The organism is Nocardia bovistercoris, from assembly GCF_015674855.1.
In the GTDB taxonomy this organism is placed as follows: domain Bacteria; phylum Actinomycetota; class Actinomycetes; order Mycobacteriales; family Mycobacteriaceae; genus Nocardia; species Nocardia bovistercoris.
In genome coordinates, this window is sequence record NZ_JADMLG010000004.1 from 151,022 (window position 1) to 164,310 (window position 13,289).

The window sequence follows — 13,289 nt, forward strand, 5'->3', positions numbered from 1 at the left end:
AGTCAATTTTAGCTGTCGAAAGCGCGTGTCAACGACGCTTGAGTGCGTATACGATTGACTTGTATCAGTGAAATGGGCCGGGGAGTGTCCGGCGGGACGCGAACGATTGATAGCGTTCTACGGGTTTGCGACGGCGGATCCGGATCGGAAGGAAGTATGCCTAGCGAAGGCGGCCTCCCGGCGCGGGAGATCAAGCGGCGTCAGACGCGTGAGCGGTTGCTCGGCGCCGCCATCAGCGAGTTCCGGCGCAAGGGGATGGTGGAGGCGGAGGTCGGCGAGATCGTGTCGGCGGCCGGTGTCGCGCACGGCACTTTCTTCTTCCACTTTCCGACCAAGGAGCACGTGCTGGTCGAGTTGGAACGGCGCGAGGAGGAACGGATGGCCGACGAGCTGTCCCGCTTCTTCCGCACCTCGCCCGATCTGCCCGCCGCGCTCACCGAGATCGTGCGCGTGATCACCGGACTCGAGCAGCGGCTCGGCAGTAGGCTGTTCAAAGACTTTCTCGCCCTGCACTTCTCGACCACGCGCCCGCCGCAGGAGGAATGGCGCGGCCATCCGGTGATCGTCGCGGTGGTCGGCGAATTCGAGCGCGCGCGCGAGCGCGGCGAGATCCCCGCCGCCAACGAGGTGTTCTACAGCGGCGTGTTCTTCCTGCTCGGTCTCTACGCCCTGCTCATCACCATTCCCGAGGAGCGGTCGGTGCGCGAGGAAGTCATCGAGAACTACATCGCGACCGCGCTGCGCGGCATGCGCAATCCGAACACGGACCGAACCTAGGTCGACGCGGGCAGCGGCGGCAGACCGGGAGCGCGGCCGCGGGCGATCAATGCCGAGCGCAACATCCACGCGCCGTCGCCGGTGACCGGGTCCAAGCCCGTGAGTTCGGTGATCCGCTTGAGGCGGTTGTCGACGGTATTGGCGTGTATCTCGAAATGTTTGGCCGTGCTCTGCCGATTCATGTTGTTGCCGAGGTGGATTCGCAACAGTTCGGTCAGCTCGGGATGCCCGTCGAGCGGGGCGAGCAGGGCGGCGAGGCTGTCGCGCGCCGGGCCGGGCCGCGACAACTGCACCTCGAGCGCCATGTGATCGAACCGGTACACCCCGCTGGGATAGCCGAGCCGGGTCACCGAGTCGAGCAGTTGGTGAGCGTGCTCGGCGGCTTCGGGGATATCGCCGCGCTCGGCGGTCAGCGTCGCCGCGAGCACCGGAATACGGCCCGCCTCCGACAGTTTCGCGATCAGTTCGTCGAGATCGTCACCGTCGTCGTCGTGCTCGGGCCGCGGCAGCAGCACGGTGCCGCCGTCCACGCTCAGCAGCGCCAGCGCGCGGCCCTGATACCGGGTCGCCAGTTCGGCCTGCACGCGGCGCAGCGCGCGCCTGGCCACCACGACATTGCCCGGATTCGACTGCGGCGGCGGAATGTGCACGGCGAGGACGGTATAGCTCGCCGCCATGGTGATACCGCATTCGCGCGCCTGCGCCGAGGTGGCGTGCCCGCTCAACAGCGCCGAGACCAGGGTGTGCGCCGCGGTGTGATGCGGCTGCGCGTCGGCGCGCATATTCCGGACATAGGCCATGGTGACGGCGGTCGTGCTGCGGTCGAGCAGATCGACGACCAGCTGCAGCCGCGCGCCGAGACCGTCGATGGCCCCCGGCTCGGAAATCCGGTCGGGTGGACGGCAGAGCAGGTCGATGCCGGTCTTGAAGCCCGCGTGCACGGCGTGCAGCACCAGTTCCAGCGCGACGTTCGCGCGCGCCCAGCGCTCGGCCGTCCGCTCCAGGTGCGGGAAGCCCTCGGGCCGGTCGCGCCCGGCCGCGACCCGGTTCGCGCAGTCGAGGAAGTGTTCGGTGACCGCGGGTACGGCCGCGCGCGCGAGTTCGCTGGTGACCTCGCCCGCGAGTGCGTCCATGAAACAGGCGACCATCCGGTCCGCGGCCGTCGACACCGCGCGCGGCATGGCCGTCGACGGGCGACCACAGACGGCCGGACGCTGATGCGTGGACACGGTGACCGACATGACGGCCTCCTTCACTACGAGCTGTGCGATCTTGGTTCGGTGCGGTCAGAAGTCGGTGCGGTCAGAAGTCGGTGGGCGCGAGCACATCGGGGCCGTATCTGCCTGCGATCAGCGTCCACGGATCGGCGAAGGCGCCGCGTCCGTCGCGGCGTTGCTCGGCGCGCAGCAGCAGCCGGATCGTCGGGCGTAACAGCGGGCCGAGCGCGCGCAACAGGGGGCGGATCCGACCCTGCGCCTCGGCGACCCAGGCGACGGTCTGCGGCCAGTCGTGGCGCTGGAAGTCCAGTAGCGCTTGGGATTCGGTGGTGTCGAACCAGCCGGTGAAACTCCATCCGAGTTCGTCGTCGGGATCGCCGGGCAGGCCGGTGCGCGGCCCGAGCCTGCCGATGCCCGCGGCCGCCATCATGTCGTCCTCGAGGTCGCGTTGCAGCAGGACGTAGGTCTCGTTGCCACCGATGAGCAGCACCTTGCCCGCCGCGGACTCGGCGCGGTCCACCGCGTTGGCGAAGGCGAGGGCCGCGTCGCGCGCGTCGACGGCGTGCATGCGGTTGTCGCGCGGCATCGCTCGCATCAGCAGCAGCGCGTCGGTGTCGATGCGGCCCGCGCCGTCGGGCGAGATGACCCCGCCGAGGCGCAGAATCACATGCGGCAGCAAGCTTTCGGTGATCACGGCCTCGGCGCGGACCTTGTCCTCGCCGTATTGGTCGACCGGGTGCACCGGGGTGCGGGCGGTGATCCGGTCCGGATGCCGATACGGGTTGCGCGACCCGTAAACCGCCGCGCTGGAGGCGAAGACGAACAGCGGCGGGGTCGGCAGGTCCGCGGCCGCTTCGACCAGATTGGCGGTGCCGACCACGTTCACCTCGCGCGCGGTGCGCGGGTCGCGGTAGGAGAACGGGGCGAGGATCGCCGCGAAATGCACGATGGCCGCGGGGCGGTGCGCGGTGACCACGGCGGTCACCGAAGGGCGGTCGAGCAGGTCGATCCACACCGCGATCAAGGTGCCCGACGTCACGGCGAGTTCGGCGGCCGCGGCGTCGGTGCCGTCGTTGTGCAGGTCGACGGCGATCACGGTATGACCGCGCTCGAGCAGCAGTCGCACGCAACGGCGGCCGATCTGGCCGAACGCGCCGGTCACCAGTACCGTCTTCGCGGTCATCGCCGGTCCTTTCTCGATGCCGTGCGCTTCGGCCGCGCGCATTTCGGCGCTGTGCGGTTCGACGGTGGGCGCTGCGGTGGTGGGGATTTCGGTGGCGTGCGCCGCGTCGGTGTGCGCTGCGGTCGTGGACGCTCTGGTGGTGGGCGCTGCCGTGGTGGGGACTTCGGCGGTGGACGCTGCGTCGGTGTGCGCTGCGGTTGTGGACGACGCTCTGGTGGTGGGCGTTGCGGTGGTGGGGACTTCGGCGGTGGACGCTGCGTCGGTGTGCGCTGCGGTTGTGGACGACGCTCTGGTGGTGGGCGTTGCGGTGGTGGGGACTTCGGCGGTGGACGCTGTGTCGGCGGGCGCTGCGGTCGTGGACGACGCTCTGGTGGTGGATGCTGCGGTGGTGGGGGTTTCGGCGGTGGACGCTGTGTCGGCGGGCGCTGCGGTGGCGGGAACTTCGGGTGTGGCGGACATCAGTGCCCCAGGCGGCGGGCCAGTGCGGCGCCGTACCCGCGCATTCTGGCGGAGACGTGGACGGTGAGCAGCGGGGTCACGATGTCCTCGCGGACCCTGGTGAGGGTGGAGCCGCTGATCAGCCAGTTGCCGTCCACCTTGCTGTAGGTCTCGTGGTAGTGGCCGTACCCGTGCAGGTCGAAGCCGGCGCGCAGGCGGACTATGTCGTGCAGCGCCCACACCCCGGTGGCCGAGACCGCCGAGGTGATTTCGATCTCGGGCGCGTGCACCTGGTGCACGGTGGGTCGCGCGCCGAGCGCACCGCGCACGAATCCGACGAACTCGTCGGCGCCGATGATGATCGTGCCGCCCGCCTTCGAGGTGTCGCTCACGAAGTCGTGGGTGAACAGGGCGCGCCACTCATCCCAGTGCTTGGTGTCGAGGTAGCGGCAGTACCTCGCCTTGAGGGTGGTGATCGCGTTGATCTCGCGCAGCGTCGCGTCGTCGTCCATGGTGGTCCTTCCTGTGGACGAGCGGAAGTGCTGAGCGCATGCTTAGCACGTCGCTTCCATGCAGGTCAAGAGTTTTTCCCGGCCGGTAACTTTCGGGACAGTGTGTCCGGTCGAGGTTTTCGGTCAACAATTTTCCCATAGGGAAAAAATGTGCCGAAACCATGGCGATCGCACTCGGGTGGGTGTAGGCAATAGCGGTAAGCCCGTAGTCGATTTGTAAGAACGAGGTTCTGATGTCAGCGACCCCACAGTCGTCCCTTCGAGTCGTGCAGTGGACGACCGGCAATATCGGCAAGAGTTCGGCGCGCGCGCTCATCGCCCACCCCGAAATCGAGCTGATCGGTTGCTACGCCTGGTCGCCGGACAAGAGCGGTCTCGACGTGGGCGAACTCTGCGGCGTCGAACCCATCGGCGTCATCGCGACCAACGACGTGGACGCCCTGCTCGGCCTGAAACCCGACTGTGTCGTCTACAACCCCATGTGGATCGACGTCGACGAGCTGGTGCGCATCCTCGAAGCGGGCGTCAACGTGGTCAGCACGGCCTCCTTCATCACCGGCCACAACCTCGCCGAAGGCCGCGACCGCATCGAGAAGGCTTGTGCGCAGGGCAATTCGACGATGTTCGGGTCCGGCGTCAGCCCCGGCTTCACCCAGTTGCTGGCGATCGTCACCGCGAACGTCTGCGACCAGGTCGACAAGGTGGTCATCGCCGAAGCCGCCGACACCACCTTCTACGACTCGCCCGACACCGAGCGCCCGGTCGGCTTCGGCGTCCCCATCGACGACCCCGATCTGCCCGGCATGGCGGCCAAGGGCACCGCGATCTTCGCCGAGTCCGTGCGCCTGCTCGCCGACGCGCTCGGCGTCGAACTCGACGACATCGTGTGTGAGGCCGAATACGCCGCGACCACAACCGATCTCGACCTCGGATCGTGGACCATCCCGGCGGGCTGCGTGGCCGGGGTCGCCGCGAGCTGGCAGGGCCGCGTCGGGGGCAAGACCGTCATCGACGTGAATGTCCGCTGGCGCAAGGGGCAGACGCTCGAACCGGACTGGAAACTCGACCACGACGGCTGGAAGATCACCATCGAGGGCCGTCCGACCGTGACCATGAACGTCGGCTTCCTGCCGCCGCCGGACTTCCAGGCCGAGACCATCGCCGACTTCATGGTGCTCGGCCACATCATGACCGCCATGCCGCCGATCCACGCGCTGCCCGCCGTTGTGGCCGCCGCGCCCGGCATCGCCACCTACACCGACATCGGGTTGACCACGCCGCGCGGCATCGTCAGGGGCGCGTGATGTCGCTCCTACGCACCGTCGCCGTCGCGGCCGCGGTGCCACTACTCGCGGTCCCCATGCTGTTACTCGGCGGGTGCGGTCGCGACAGCGGCACCGCGGGTTCCGAGGAGGGCGGCGCGAAACCCAATGTCCCCGCCGAATTCGGTAACCTCGGCGCGGTCTGCGGCGGCGGCAGTCCCAAGTCGGCCTCGGCGCGCGGCGTCACCGCCGACAGCGTCAAGGTCGGGGTGTTCAGTGATCTCGGCTTCACCAAGAATCCCGAATTCATCCGCGCCTCGGAGATTTTCGCCGCGTGGTGTAACGACAAGGGCGGCATCGCCGGGCGCAAGATCGTCGTCGACGTGCACGACACCAAACTCACCGAGGTGCGGCAGCGGATGCGCGACGCCTGCCGCGACGATTTCGCGCTCGTCGGCGGCGGCGCTGGTCTGGACTCGCTCGGCGTAAAGGACCGGCTCTCGTGCCTGCTGCCGAGTTTCCCCGCGCAGGTGGCTCAAGTCGGTAGCGTCGGAGCCGATCTCGAGGTGAGCGCGTCGCCGACCACCCTGCCCTACCACGACATCTACACCGGGTACCGGCGTTGGCTCACCAGCGAGGCGTATCCGGAGTCCAAGGCCAGGATCGGCTTCGTCAGCGCCGACTCGCCGGTCTCGAAGGTGTTGGGCGACAAGGGTAAAGAAGGCTTCGAGTCGCAGGGCGCGAGCATCGTCTACGACGACCTGTATCCGATCGCGGGCGTGTCGGACTGGACTCCGTACGCGCAGTCGATCAAGGAGAAGGGGGTGCGCGGCCTGATCTTCAACGGCGAGCCCCGGCAGCTGGTGAAACTGGAGGACGCGCTGACCGCGATCGGCTACAAGCCGGACTGGATCGACGCCACCAACAACAACTACTCCTCGACCTTCCTCAGTGAAGCCGGATCCTCGCTCGGCGCCCAGAACAATGTCGCCGACCTCGGCGGTGTCGCGCCGCTCGAGAAGGCCGACTCCATTCCCGCGGTCGCGCAGGTGCGGGCGTTGTTCGCCGCCTACGCTCCCGGTGAGGACCTCAGTTTCCCGCAGCTGCGGTCGATTTCGGCCTGGCTGTTGTTCGCCGAGTCCGCGTCCAAGTGTGGTGACGCGCTCACCGCGCGCTGCGTCTACGAGGCGGCGCTGTCGGAGAAGGCGTGGACCGCGGGCGGTCTGCAGGCGCCCATCGACCTGTCCGACCGCGACGGCACCACGGTCTGCTTCAACATCGAGCAGGCCACCGCCGCGGGCTGGAAACCGGCCGATTTCCGCCCCGACACCGGGCCGTACCGCTGCGATGTCGAGCCGTACCGCTTCCAGCGCGACTACGGCAAGCCGCTGACGCTGGGCGATGTCGGCAAATCGATGAGCGAGGTCCAGTGACCCACGTCACGGCGGTCCGTCCGGGCGCGGCGCGGACCGCCCGCATCGCGATGGCAACCGGCACGGCCGTAGGCTGAGGTTCGTGGGTGACGGGCAAGGTTCGGCCGAAGCAGAGGTGGGGGACCTATCGGGGACACCACCTCCGAGACGTCGCGGCAGGCCCGCCAAACTGAGTCGGGAGCGGATCGTCGCGGCCGCCCGCGCCCTTGCTCCCGACTCACTCACCATGCAGGCGGTCGCCGACGCGCTCGCCGTCGACCGCAAAGCGCTCAACTATTACGTCAGCGACCGCGACGGCCTGCTCGAACTCGTGGCGATGGACGCCTTCGAGTCCGAGATCGGCCGCGTCGAGTTCGGCGCCGACACCGACTGGCGCGATCTGCTCCGCCTGATCGCGGTCGCCATCCGGGAAGCCCTGATCAGCGTCCGAGTGCAGATCACCTCGGTCGATTTCGGCGGCGTCAGCGGCGCCGAAGCCCTCGTCACCATCGAACGGGTCTTCGCCGCACTGGTCGCGGCGGGCTTCGACCCGCACGACGCGGGCCGCACCATGACCATGCTCTCCGAGATCGCCCACACCGCGGCGCGCGAGGCCGTCACGGTGACCGGCCGCCTGCTCGACCCGCAGGCCCACAATGTGGTCAGCGCCCTCACCGAGGTCCCCACCGACCGTTTCCCCACCATCCGCCGGGTGGCCGCCGCCCGCGACACCGTCACCCGAACCGGCCTGCAGTTCGAATTCGACCTCGCCGTGATCATCGCGGGCCTCGAGACCCGCCTGGAGAACGGGCGATAGTGGTGCGTCGCGGGCGTGGCGCGACGGTTGGGGCCTATGGTTTCGGGGTATCGCGCGGACATGGGCACAGCTGAGATCGCTACCGATGGGGGTGCTGACGCGGTGATGGGACTGCCGGATTCGGTGACGGGGGTGCTGTTCGATCTCGACGGGGTGCTGACCAGTACGGCGGTGCTGCATCGGCGGGCATGGAAGCAGGTGTTCGACCGATTCCTCGAAGCGCGCGACGGTGCCGGGTTCCGGCCGTTCGAAGAGCGCGACTACCTGGAGTTCGTGGACGGTCGGCCAAGGCAGGACGGTGTGCGGGAGTTCCTGCGGTCGCGGGGGATCACGGTGCGGGAAGGGGATGTCGGTGACGGTGCGGACGCGGGCACGGTGTGGGGGTTGGGTAATGGCAAGAACGAGCTGCTGCTGTCGCTGATCGAGCGCGAGGGGGTGCGCGCGTATCCCGGGTCGACGGCGTATGTGCGGCGGGCGCGGGAACACGGGCTCCGGGTGGCGGTGGTGACCTCCTCGGCGAACGCGGAAGCCGTGCTGGCGGCGACGGGGCTGGACGAATACGTGGAGGCGCGCGTCGACGGTCGCACGATCGCCGACCGGGATCTGCGTGGGAAACCCGAACCGGATTCGTTCCTGGCGGGCGCGGCCGAACTCGGTCTTGAACCCGCGCGGGCGGCCGTATTCGAGGACGCGGTGTCCGGGGTGCGGGCCGGGCACGCGGGCGGATTCGGTTACGTGGTCGGCGTGGACCGGGTTCAGGACGGGCAGCACGCGAGGGAGTTGTCGCGGGCGGGCGCGGATGTCGTGGTCACGGATCTGTCCGAGTTGGGAGCCGGGGAATGACCAAGCGGTTGCACGGATTCGACATCGACGCGTGGGAACTGCGCTGGCGCGGACTCGATCTGAACGCGCTGCCGCGAACGGAGTCGATCTTCGCCCTGTCCAACGGGCACATCGGGCTGCGCGGCGGACTCGAGGAGGGCGAGCCGGTCGGCACTCCGGGCACCTACCTCAACGGGTTCTACGAGAAACGCGACTTCCCTTACGCGGAACCGGGATACGGCTATCCGCAGCACGGCCAGAGCCTGGTGAACGTCACCGACGGCAAGATCATCCGACTGTTCGTCGAGGACGAGCCGGTCGATGTGCGCTACGGGCACACCGGCGAGCACGAACGCGTCCTCGACTTCCGTTCCGGCACACTGCGGCGCGACACCGTGTGGACCTCGCCGACGGGGCGGCGGGTGCGCATCCGCACCGAACGGCTGGTGTCGTTCACCGAACGCGCGCTGGTCGCCATCCGGTACGAGGTCGAAGCCCTCGACGACGATCTCGATCTGGTCATCCAGTCCGACCTGCTCGCCAACGAGCCGATCGACTCGCAGGGCGGCGACCCACGCATCGCCGCCGTGCTCGACCGCCCGCTGATCGCCGATTTCGCTGTCGCACGCAACTATTCGGCGCTGCTCGCGCACCACACCGCCGCCTCGGGCCTGCGCATGGCCGCGGGCATGGACCACGAACTCGAGGCCGCGAAGCGACCGCGCTGCGACGTCCACGCCGAGGAGGACCTCGCCCGCCTGACGATCGCCGTCGACGTGGCGCGCGGCGACCGGATCTGCCTCACCAAGTACGTCGGCTACGGCTGGTCGAGCCAACGGTCGGTGCCCGCGCTGCGCGCCCAGGTCGACGCCGCGCTCGCCGCGGGCATGGAAACCGGCTGGGACAGACTGCTCGAACGGCAGCGCGCGTATCTCGACACGTTCTGGTCCAATGCCGACATCGAGATCGACGGCGACCCGGAAATGCAGCAGGCGGTGCGATTCGCGCTGTTCCACGTGCTGCAGGCGGGTGCGCGCGGCGAGACCCGCGCGATTCCGGCGAAGGGCCTGACCGGTCCCGGTTACGACGGCCATTCGTTCTGGGACACCGAGATATTCGTGCTCCCGGTGCTCACCCACACCATGCCGGTGGCCGCGCGTGACGCGCTGCGCTGGCGACATTCCACCCTCGAACTGGCCAAACGTCGCGCGCACGAACTCCGCCAAGCGGGCGCGATGTTCCCGTGGCGGTCCATCAACGGCGAGGAAGGGTCCGGCTATTGGCCCGCGGGCACGGCCGCTGTACACGTGTCGGCCGATATCGCGCACGCCACCGTCCAGTATCTCGCCGCGACCGGCGACACCGAATTCGAAACCGAATGCGGCGCCGAACTTCTGGTCGAGACGGCGCGGATGTGGGCCAGTCTCGGACATTTCAATGGAGACGGACTGTTCCGCATCGACGGGGTCACCGGTCCCGACGAGTATTCGGCGCTGGCCGACAACAATGTCTACACCAATGTGATGGCGCGCCAGAATCTCTGGGAGGCCGCCGAGATCTGTCGTCGCCGAACCGATCTCGCCGAGCGGCTGAATGTGGACGAGGCGGAGGTCGCGGACTGGTGCGCCAGCGCCGACGCCATGGCCATGCCGTTCAACGAGGCGCTCGGCGTGCACGAGCAGTCCGAGGGTTTCACCCGCCACGCCCGCTGGGATTTCGACGCAACCCCCGCCGATCACTATCCGCTGCTGTTGCACTACCCGTATTTCGACCTGTATCGAAGGCAGGTGGTCAAGCAGGCCGATCTCACGCTCGCGATGTACTTGTGCCCCAACGGGTTCAGCGCCGAGCAGAAGGAACGCAACATCGACTACTACGAGCAGCTGACGGTGCGCGACTCCTCGCTGTCGGCGTGCGCGCAGTCGGTGCTCGCGGCCGAGGTCGGCCACCACGAGCGGGCCTACGACTATTTCGTCGAAGCCGGACTCACCGACCTGCACGATCTGCACGACAATGTCACCAGCGGCCTGCACATCGCCTCGCTGGCGGGCACCTGGCTGTCCTGCGTCGCCGGATTCGGCGGTATGCGGGTGTGCGGCGGCGAGGTGCGGTTCCGGCCCCGGCTGCCCCCCGCGTTGCGGCGGCTGTCGTTTCGAATCCTGTGGCGCGAGAGCAGGGTAGAGGTGGAGATCACCGGCGAGAGCACCCGCTATCGACTGCTTTCCGGCGCGCAGGTGGAGTTGTGGCATCACGACGAGGCGTTCACCCTCGGTACGGATCCGGTGGTGCTGAAGGTGCCGCCGCGCGAATCACGCAAGGCTCCGAAACTGCCCGCGGGTCGCGAGCCGTACCGGCGTGATGCCTGAGTGACCCACCACCGGGTGAGCTTCCGAAGCCGAACGGCGCGCCTGCGCTGCTCGCGCAGGCGCCGCGACTGTAGGGATCCTGCGAGCTGTCTGAGAAGGTACCGCTAAAGGTTGGGCAGCGCGTCGCTCGGCACGGAACGGTCGGCGCGGATGACCAGCAGTTCCTCGGTGAATTGGTCGTCGGTGATGAGCTGCTGCGAGCGCAGCAGATGCATCCGGGCTCGCAGCACCGGGCCGAACGGGACGGTGCTGCGCGCGACCGTCGCCGCCTTCAGTCCCGCGTTCCTGATAGCCACCAGCGTCTGGTCCTCGCCGCACAGCGCGGATTGGACGATCAGCGCCACCCCGTCGGGCGCGAGCACGGCGGGCAGCATGGCGCACAGCGCGTCGAGCAGCGTTCGTCCGTCCGGACCCGCCTCCCAAGCCCGTGCCGCGCCGCGCGCGGTCCACGGGTGTCCGCCTGGCACGTAGGGCGGGTTGGCGAGCACGACATCGAACTGGCGTCCGCGCAGTGACCTGCGGAAATCGCCGTGGACGAGTTCGATCGGCAGGCGACGCGCCCGACTGTTCACCCAGGCCGCCGCGACGGCACGGCGGGAGACGTCGACCGCGGTGACGCTGCGCGCGCCGTGCTTGGCCGCGCTGATCGCGAGGGCGCCGGTGCCGGTACAGGGATCGAGCACCCGCGGTCGCGCGGGCAGTGCGGCGTCGGCGGCGGCGTCCGCGAGCAGTCGGGTGTCGGCTTGCGGGCGGTACACCCCCGGCGGGCACAACAGTCTCATTGTCGTTCACTACCTCCTGTCGTCGATCGCAAACAGGACGAGCGGCGGGTCGGTGTGAGTACGAACGTTCTATCGGATTTTCCGTGGCACCGACGGTGCGCCATCGGGCCGCGACAAACCGGCCAGATGACTCGAGCAAACTTCGTCGCATTCGAGTATGGTCTCTGCTCCTACGTGTCCGCAAACCCCAGGTAACCCGGTTGCTCGTTGTGAGAACCACAGTCTCACCGCGCGGCTCGCTGTGACCGACCAAGAACCTCGCGAACGATTGTCCGACTTCGGGATCGACGTTCGATACTCACCGAAATTCGCTCGATTTCGATGGTGAGGGTCCGTGAAGCCGCTTCTGGCAATAATGGTGACAGTGCTCGTCGGTGGCGCGTCGTTGTGCGGGTTACCCGTTCGCGCACTGGCCGATCCGCCTCCGCCGCCCGATGGTCTCGGCGCGCCCCCGATGCCTGGCACGCCGGGTTCCTCCCCGCTGCAGCAGTGGATCGACGGAGTCGTGCCGCCCGCGCCGGGTGACGGAAACTACGAAACACTCTGGCGCGGGGTACTTCCCGCGGCGACCGGCGATCCGATCTTCGATTCCTGGCCCGCCGACCTGGAAAGCCTTGCGCCCGGCCGGATCATCGAAACACGGGACGTGACAGCGACGACCGCGCTGCGTATGGCGGCGCCGGTCGCCCGTGCCACCCTGCTGAAGTTCCGCACCACCTCCGCCACCGGCGCCCCGTCCTTCGGCACGGCGACCCTGATCGTGCCCGCCACGGCCTGGCCCGGACCCGATCCGCGACCGGTCGAGGTGAACGCGATGCCGATCAACTCGCTCGGCGCGCACTGCACCCCCGGCTTCCAGATGTCGCACGGCCTGCTCGACCATCCGAACACCGATCTCCCGGTCTTCCTGCCCTCGATGTGGCTGGCGCTGAACAAGGGACACGCCGTCCTGCTGCCCGACCACGAAGGCCCGCTGATGGCCTACGCGGAACCGAATATCGCCGGGCACGTGATGCTCGACGCCATCCGCGCCACCCGCGCCTACCAGCCCGCCGACTTCGGCGACAGCCGCTACGTCGCCATCGGCTACTCCGGCGGCGGCATCGCCGCCTACGCCACCGCCATGCTGCAGGACGAGTACGCGCCGGATCTCACGGGCGCGCTCGTCGGCGTGGCCGCGGGCGGCGTCGTGACGAACAACGCGAACGTCGCCCACCAGTTCAACGGCAACATCTCCTCCGGAATCCTGCTCACCGTCGCACTCGCGGTCGCCCGCGAACATCCGGAGATGCTCTCCTACACAAACCATCTCGCCCAATGGCTGGCGACCTCGCCGCTGCGCGACATCTGCGGCGACGCCTCAGGCCCGCTCGGCATCGTCGGCCTGCCGATCGACATCGCGGCCGACACCGCCAACACCCTCGACGGCCCGTTCGCCCAGGCCATGTTCCAGCGACTCGACCTGTCCGACCGCACCTCGACGGCGCCGCTGTTCATCTACCACGGCCTGCACGACCCGTGGATCCCGCTCGGCGACGCCGAACGCACACACCGCCAACAGTGCGCCCGCGGCGTGCCTTCGGTCTTCCGCGTGGTCGGCGGCGAACACCTGATCGGCTACCTCTCCGGCTACCCGGAACTCAGCGGGTGGATCGACGGTCGCCTGCGCGGCGAGCCCGCGCCCCGGGAATGCTGAGGCAG

General features: G+C 68.5%; 11 protein-coding genes. 7 read left to right on the forward strand and 4 right to left on the reverse strand.

Going from position 1 to position 13,289, the window contains the following annotated elements; genetic code table 11:
* The first annotated feature begins 156 nt into the window (after positions 1-156).
* Positions 157-777, forward strand: coding sequence for a TetR/AcrR family transcriptional regulator (locus IT779_RS11805; protein ID WP_196149316.1), 621 nt, complete (start codon positions 157-159; stop codon positions 775-777).
* Here IT779_RS11805 and IT779_RS11810 read toward each other — a convergent pair.
* The 3 genes from IT779_RS11810 to IT779_RS11820 form a co-directional block, all read right to left on the reverse strand.
* Positions 774-2,018, reverse strand: a complete 1,245-nt coding sequence (locus IT779_RS11810) for a PucR family transcriptional regulator (protein ID WP_196149317.1) — start codon at positions 2,016-2,018, stop codon at positions 774-776. The two genes, IT779_RS11805 and IT779_RS11810, sit on opposite strands and share 4 nt — an antisense overlap.
* Before the next feature lie 61 nt (positions 2,019-2,079).
* Positions 2,080-3,177 (reverse strand): NAD-dependent epimerase/dehydratase family protein, encoded by a 1,098-nt coding sequence (locus IT779_RS11815; RefSeq protein WP_196149646.1) that lies wholly within the window; start codon positions 3,175-3,177, stop codon positions 2,080-2,082.
* 458 nt (positions 3,178-3,635) lie between these two features.
* Entirely contained in the window at positions 3,636-4,127 is a 492-nt protein-coding gene (locus IT779_RS11820) for a nuclear transport factor 2 family protein (protein ID WP_196149318.1), read from the reverse strand.
* 233 nt (positions 4,128-4,360) lie between these two features.
* Here IT779_RS11820 and IT779_RS11825 point away from each other — a divergent pair, with 233 nt between their 5' ends.
* The 5 genes from IT779_RS11825 (at position 4,361) to IT779_RS11845 (ending at position 10,806) form a co-directional block, all read left to right on the forward strand.
* Positions 4,361-5,431: an NAD(P)H-dependent amine dehydrogenase family protein gene (locus IT779_RS11825; RefSeq protein ID WP_196149319.1), complete on the forward strand. Its 1,071-nt coding sequence runs from the start codon at positions 4,361-4,363 to the stop codon at positions 5,429-5,431.
* Positions 5,431-6,822 carry an ABC transporter substrate-binding protein gene (locus tag IT779_RS11830; protein ID WP_196149320.1) on the forward strand — a complete coding sequence of 464 codons (1,392 nt, stop codon included), beginning with the start codon at positions 5,431-5,433 and terminating at the stop codon, positions 6,820-6,822. The genes IT779_RS11825 and IT779_RS11830 overlap by 1 nt, the downstream gene beginning before the upstream one ends.
* 82 nt (positions 6,823-6,904) lie before the next feature.
* On the forward strand, positions 6,905-7,618 hold the full coding sequence (locus IT779_RS11835; protein ID WP_196149321.1) for a TetR/AcrR family transcriptional regulator C-terminal domain-containing protein: 714 nt from the start codon (positions 6,905-6,907) through the stop codon (positions 7,616-7,618).
* A gap of 105 nt (positions 7,619-7,723) precedes the next feature.
* Positions 7,724-8,461, forward strand: a complete 738-nt coding sequence (locus tag IT779_RS11840) for an HAD family hydrolase (protein WP_198428449.1) — start codon at positions 7,724-7,726, stop codon at positions 8,459-8,461.
* Positions 8,458-10,806 carry a glycoside hydrolase family 65 protein gene (locus tag IT779_RS11845; RefSeq protein WP_196149322.1) on the forward strand — a complete coding sequence of 783 codons (2,349 nt, stop codon included), beginning with the start codon at positions 8,458-8,460 and terminating at the stop codon, positions 10,804-10,806. The genes IT779_RS11840 and IT779_RS11845 overlap by 4 nt, the downstream gene beginning before the upstream one ends.
* Before the next feature lie 104 nt (positions 10,807-10,910).
* Here IT779_RS11845 and IT779_RS11850 read toward each other — a convergent pair whose 3' ends face one another.
* Positions 10,911-11,588, reverse strand: a complete 678-nt coding sequence (locus tag IT779_RS11850; RefSeq protein ID WP_196149323.1) for a HemK2/MTQ2 family protein methyltransferase — start codon at positions 11,586-11,588, stop codon at positions 10,911-10,913.
* A gap of 334 nt (positions 11,589-11,922) precedes the next feature.
* Here IT779_RS11850 and IT779_RS11855 point away from each other — a divergent pair, with 334 nt between their 5' ends.
* Complete coding sequence (locus IT779_RS11855; protein ID WP_332838759.1) at positions 11,923-13,284, forward strand: lipase family protein; 1,362 nt, start codon at positions 11,923-11,925, stop codon at positions 13,282-13,284.
* Positions 13,285-13,289 lie beyond the last annotated feature (5 nt).

Excerpts from the sequence above, each read along its gene's own strand:
- IT779_RS11805 (WP_196149316.1), top strand. The coding sequence starts at position 157 with ATGCCTAGCGAAGGCGGCCTCCCGGCGCGGGAGATCAAGCGGCGTCAG.
- IT779_RS11810 (WP_196149317.1), bottom strand. The coding sequence starts at position 2,018 with ATGTCGGTCACCGTGTCCACGCATCAGCGTCCGGCCGTCTGTGGTCGC.
- IT779_RS11845 (WP_196149322.1), top strand. The coding sequence starts at position 8,458 with ATGACCAAGCGGTTGCACGGATTCGACATCGACGCGTGGGAACTGCGC.
- IT779_RS11850 (WP_196149323.1), bottom strand. The coding sequence starts at position 11,588 with ATGAGACTGTTGTGCCCGCCGGGGGTGTACCGCCCGCAAGCCGACACC.
- IT779_RS11830 (WP_196149320.1), top strand. The coding sequence starts at position 5,431 with ATGTCGCTCCTACGCACCGTCGCCGTCGCGGCCGCGGTGCCACTACTC.
- IT779_RS11825 (WP_196149319.1), top strand. The coding sequence starts at position 4,361 with ATGTCAGCGACCCCACAGTCGTCCCTTCGAGTCGTGCAGTGGACGACC.
- IT779_RS11820 (WP_196149318.1), bottom strand. The coding sequence starts at position 4,127 with ATGGACGACGACGCGACGCTGCGCGAGATCAACGCGATCACCACCCTC.
- IT779_RS11815 (WP_196149646.1), bottom strand. The coding sequence starts at position 3,177 with ATGACCGCGAAGACGGTACTGGTGACCGGCGCGTTCGGCCAGATCGGC.
- IT779_RS11840 (WP_198428449.1), top strand. The coding sequence starts at position 7,724 with ATGGGACTGCCGGATTCGGTGACGGGGGTGCTGTTCGATCTCGACGGG.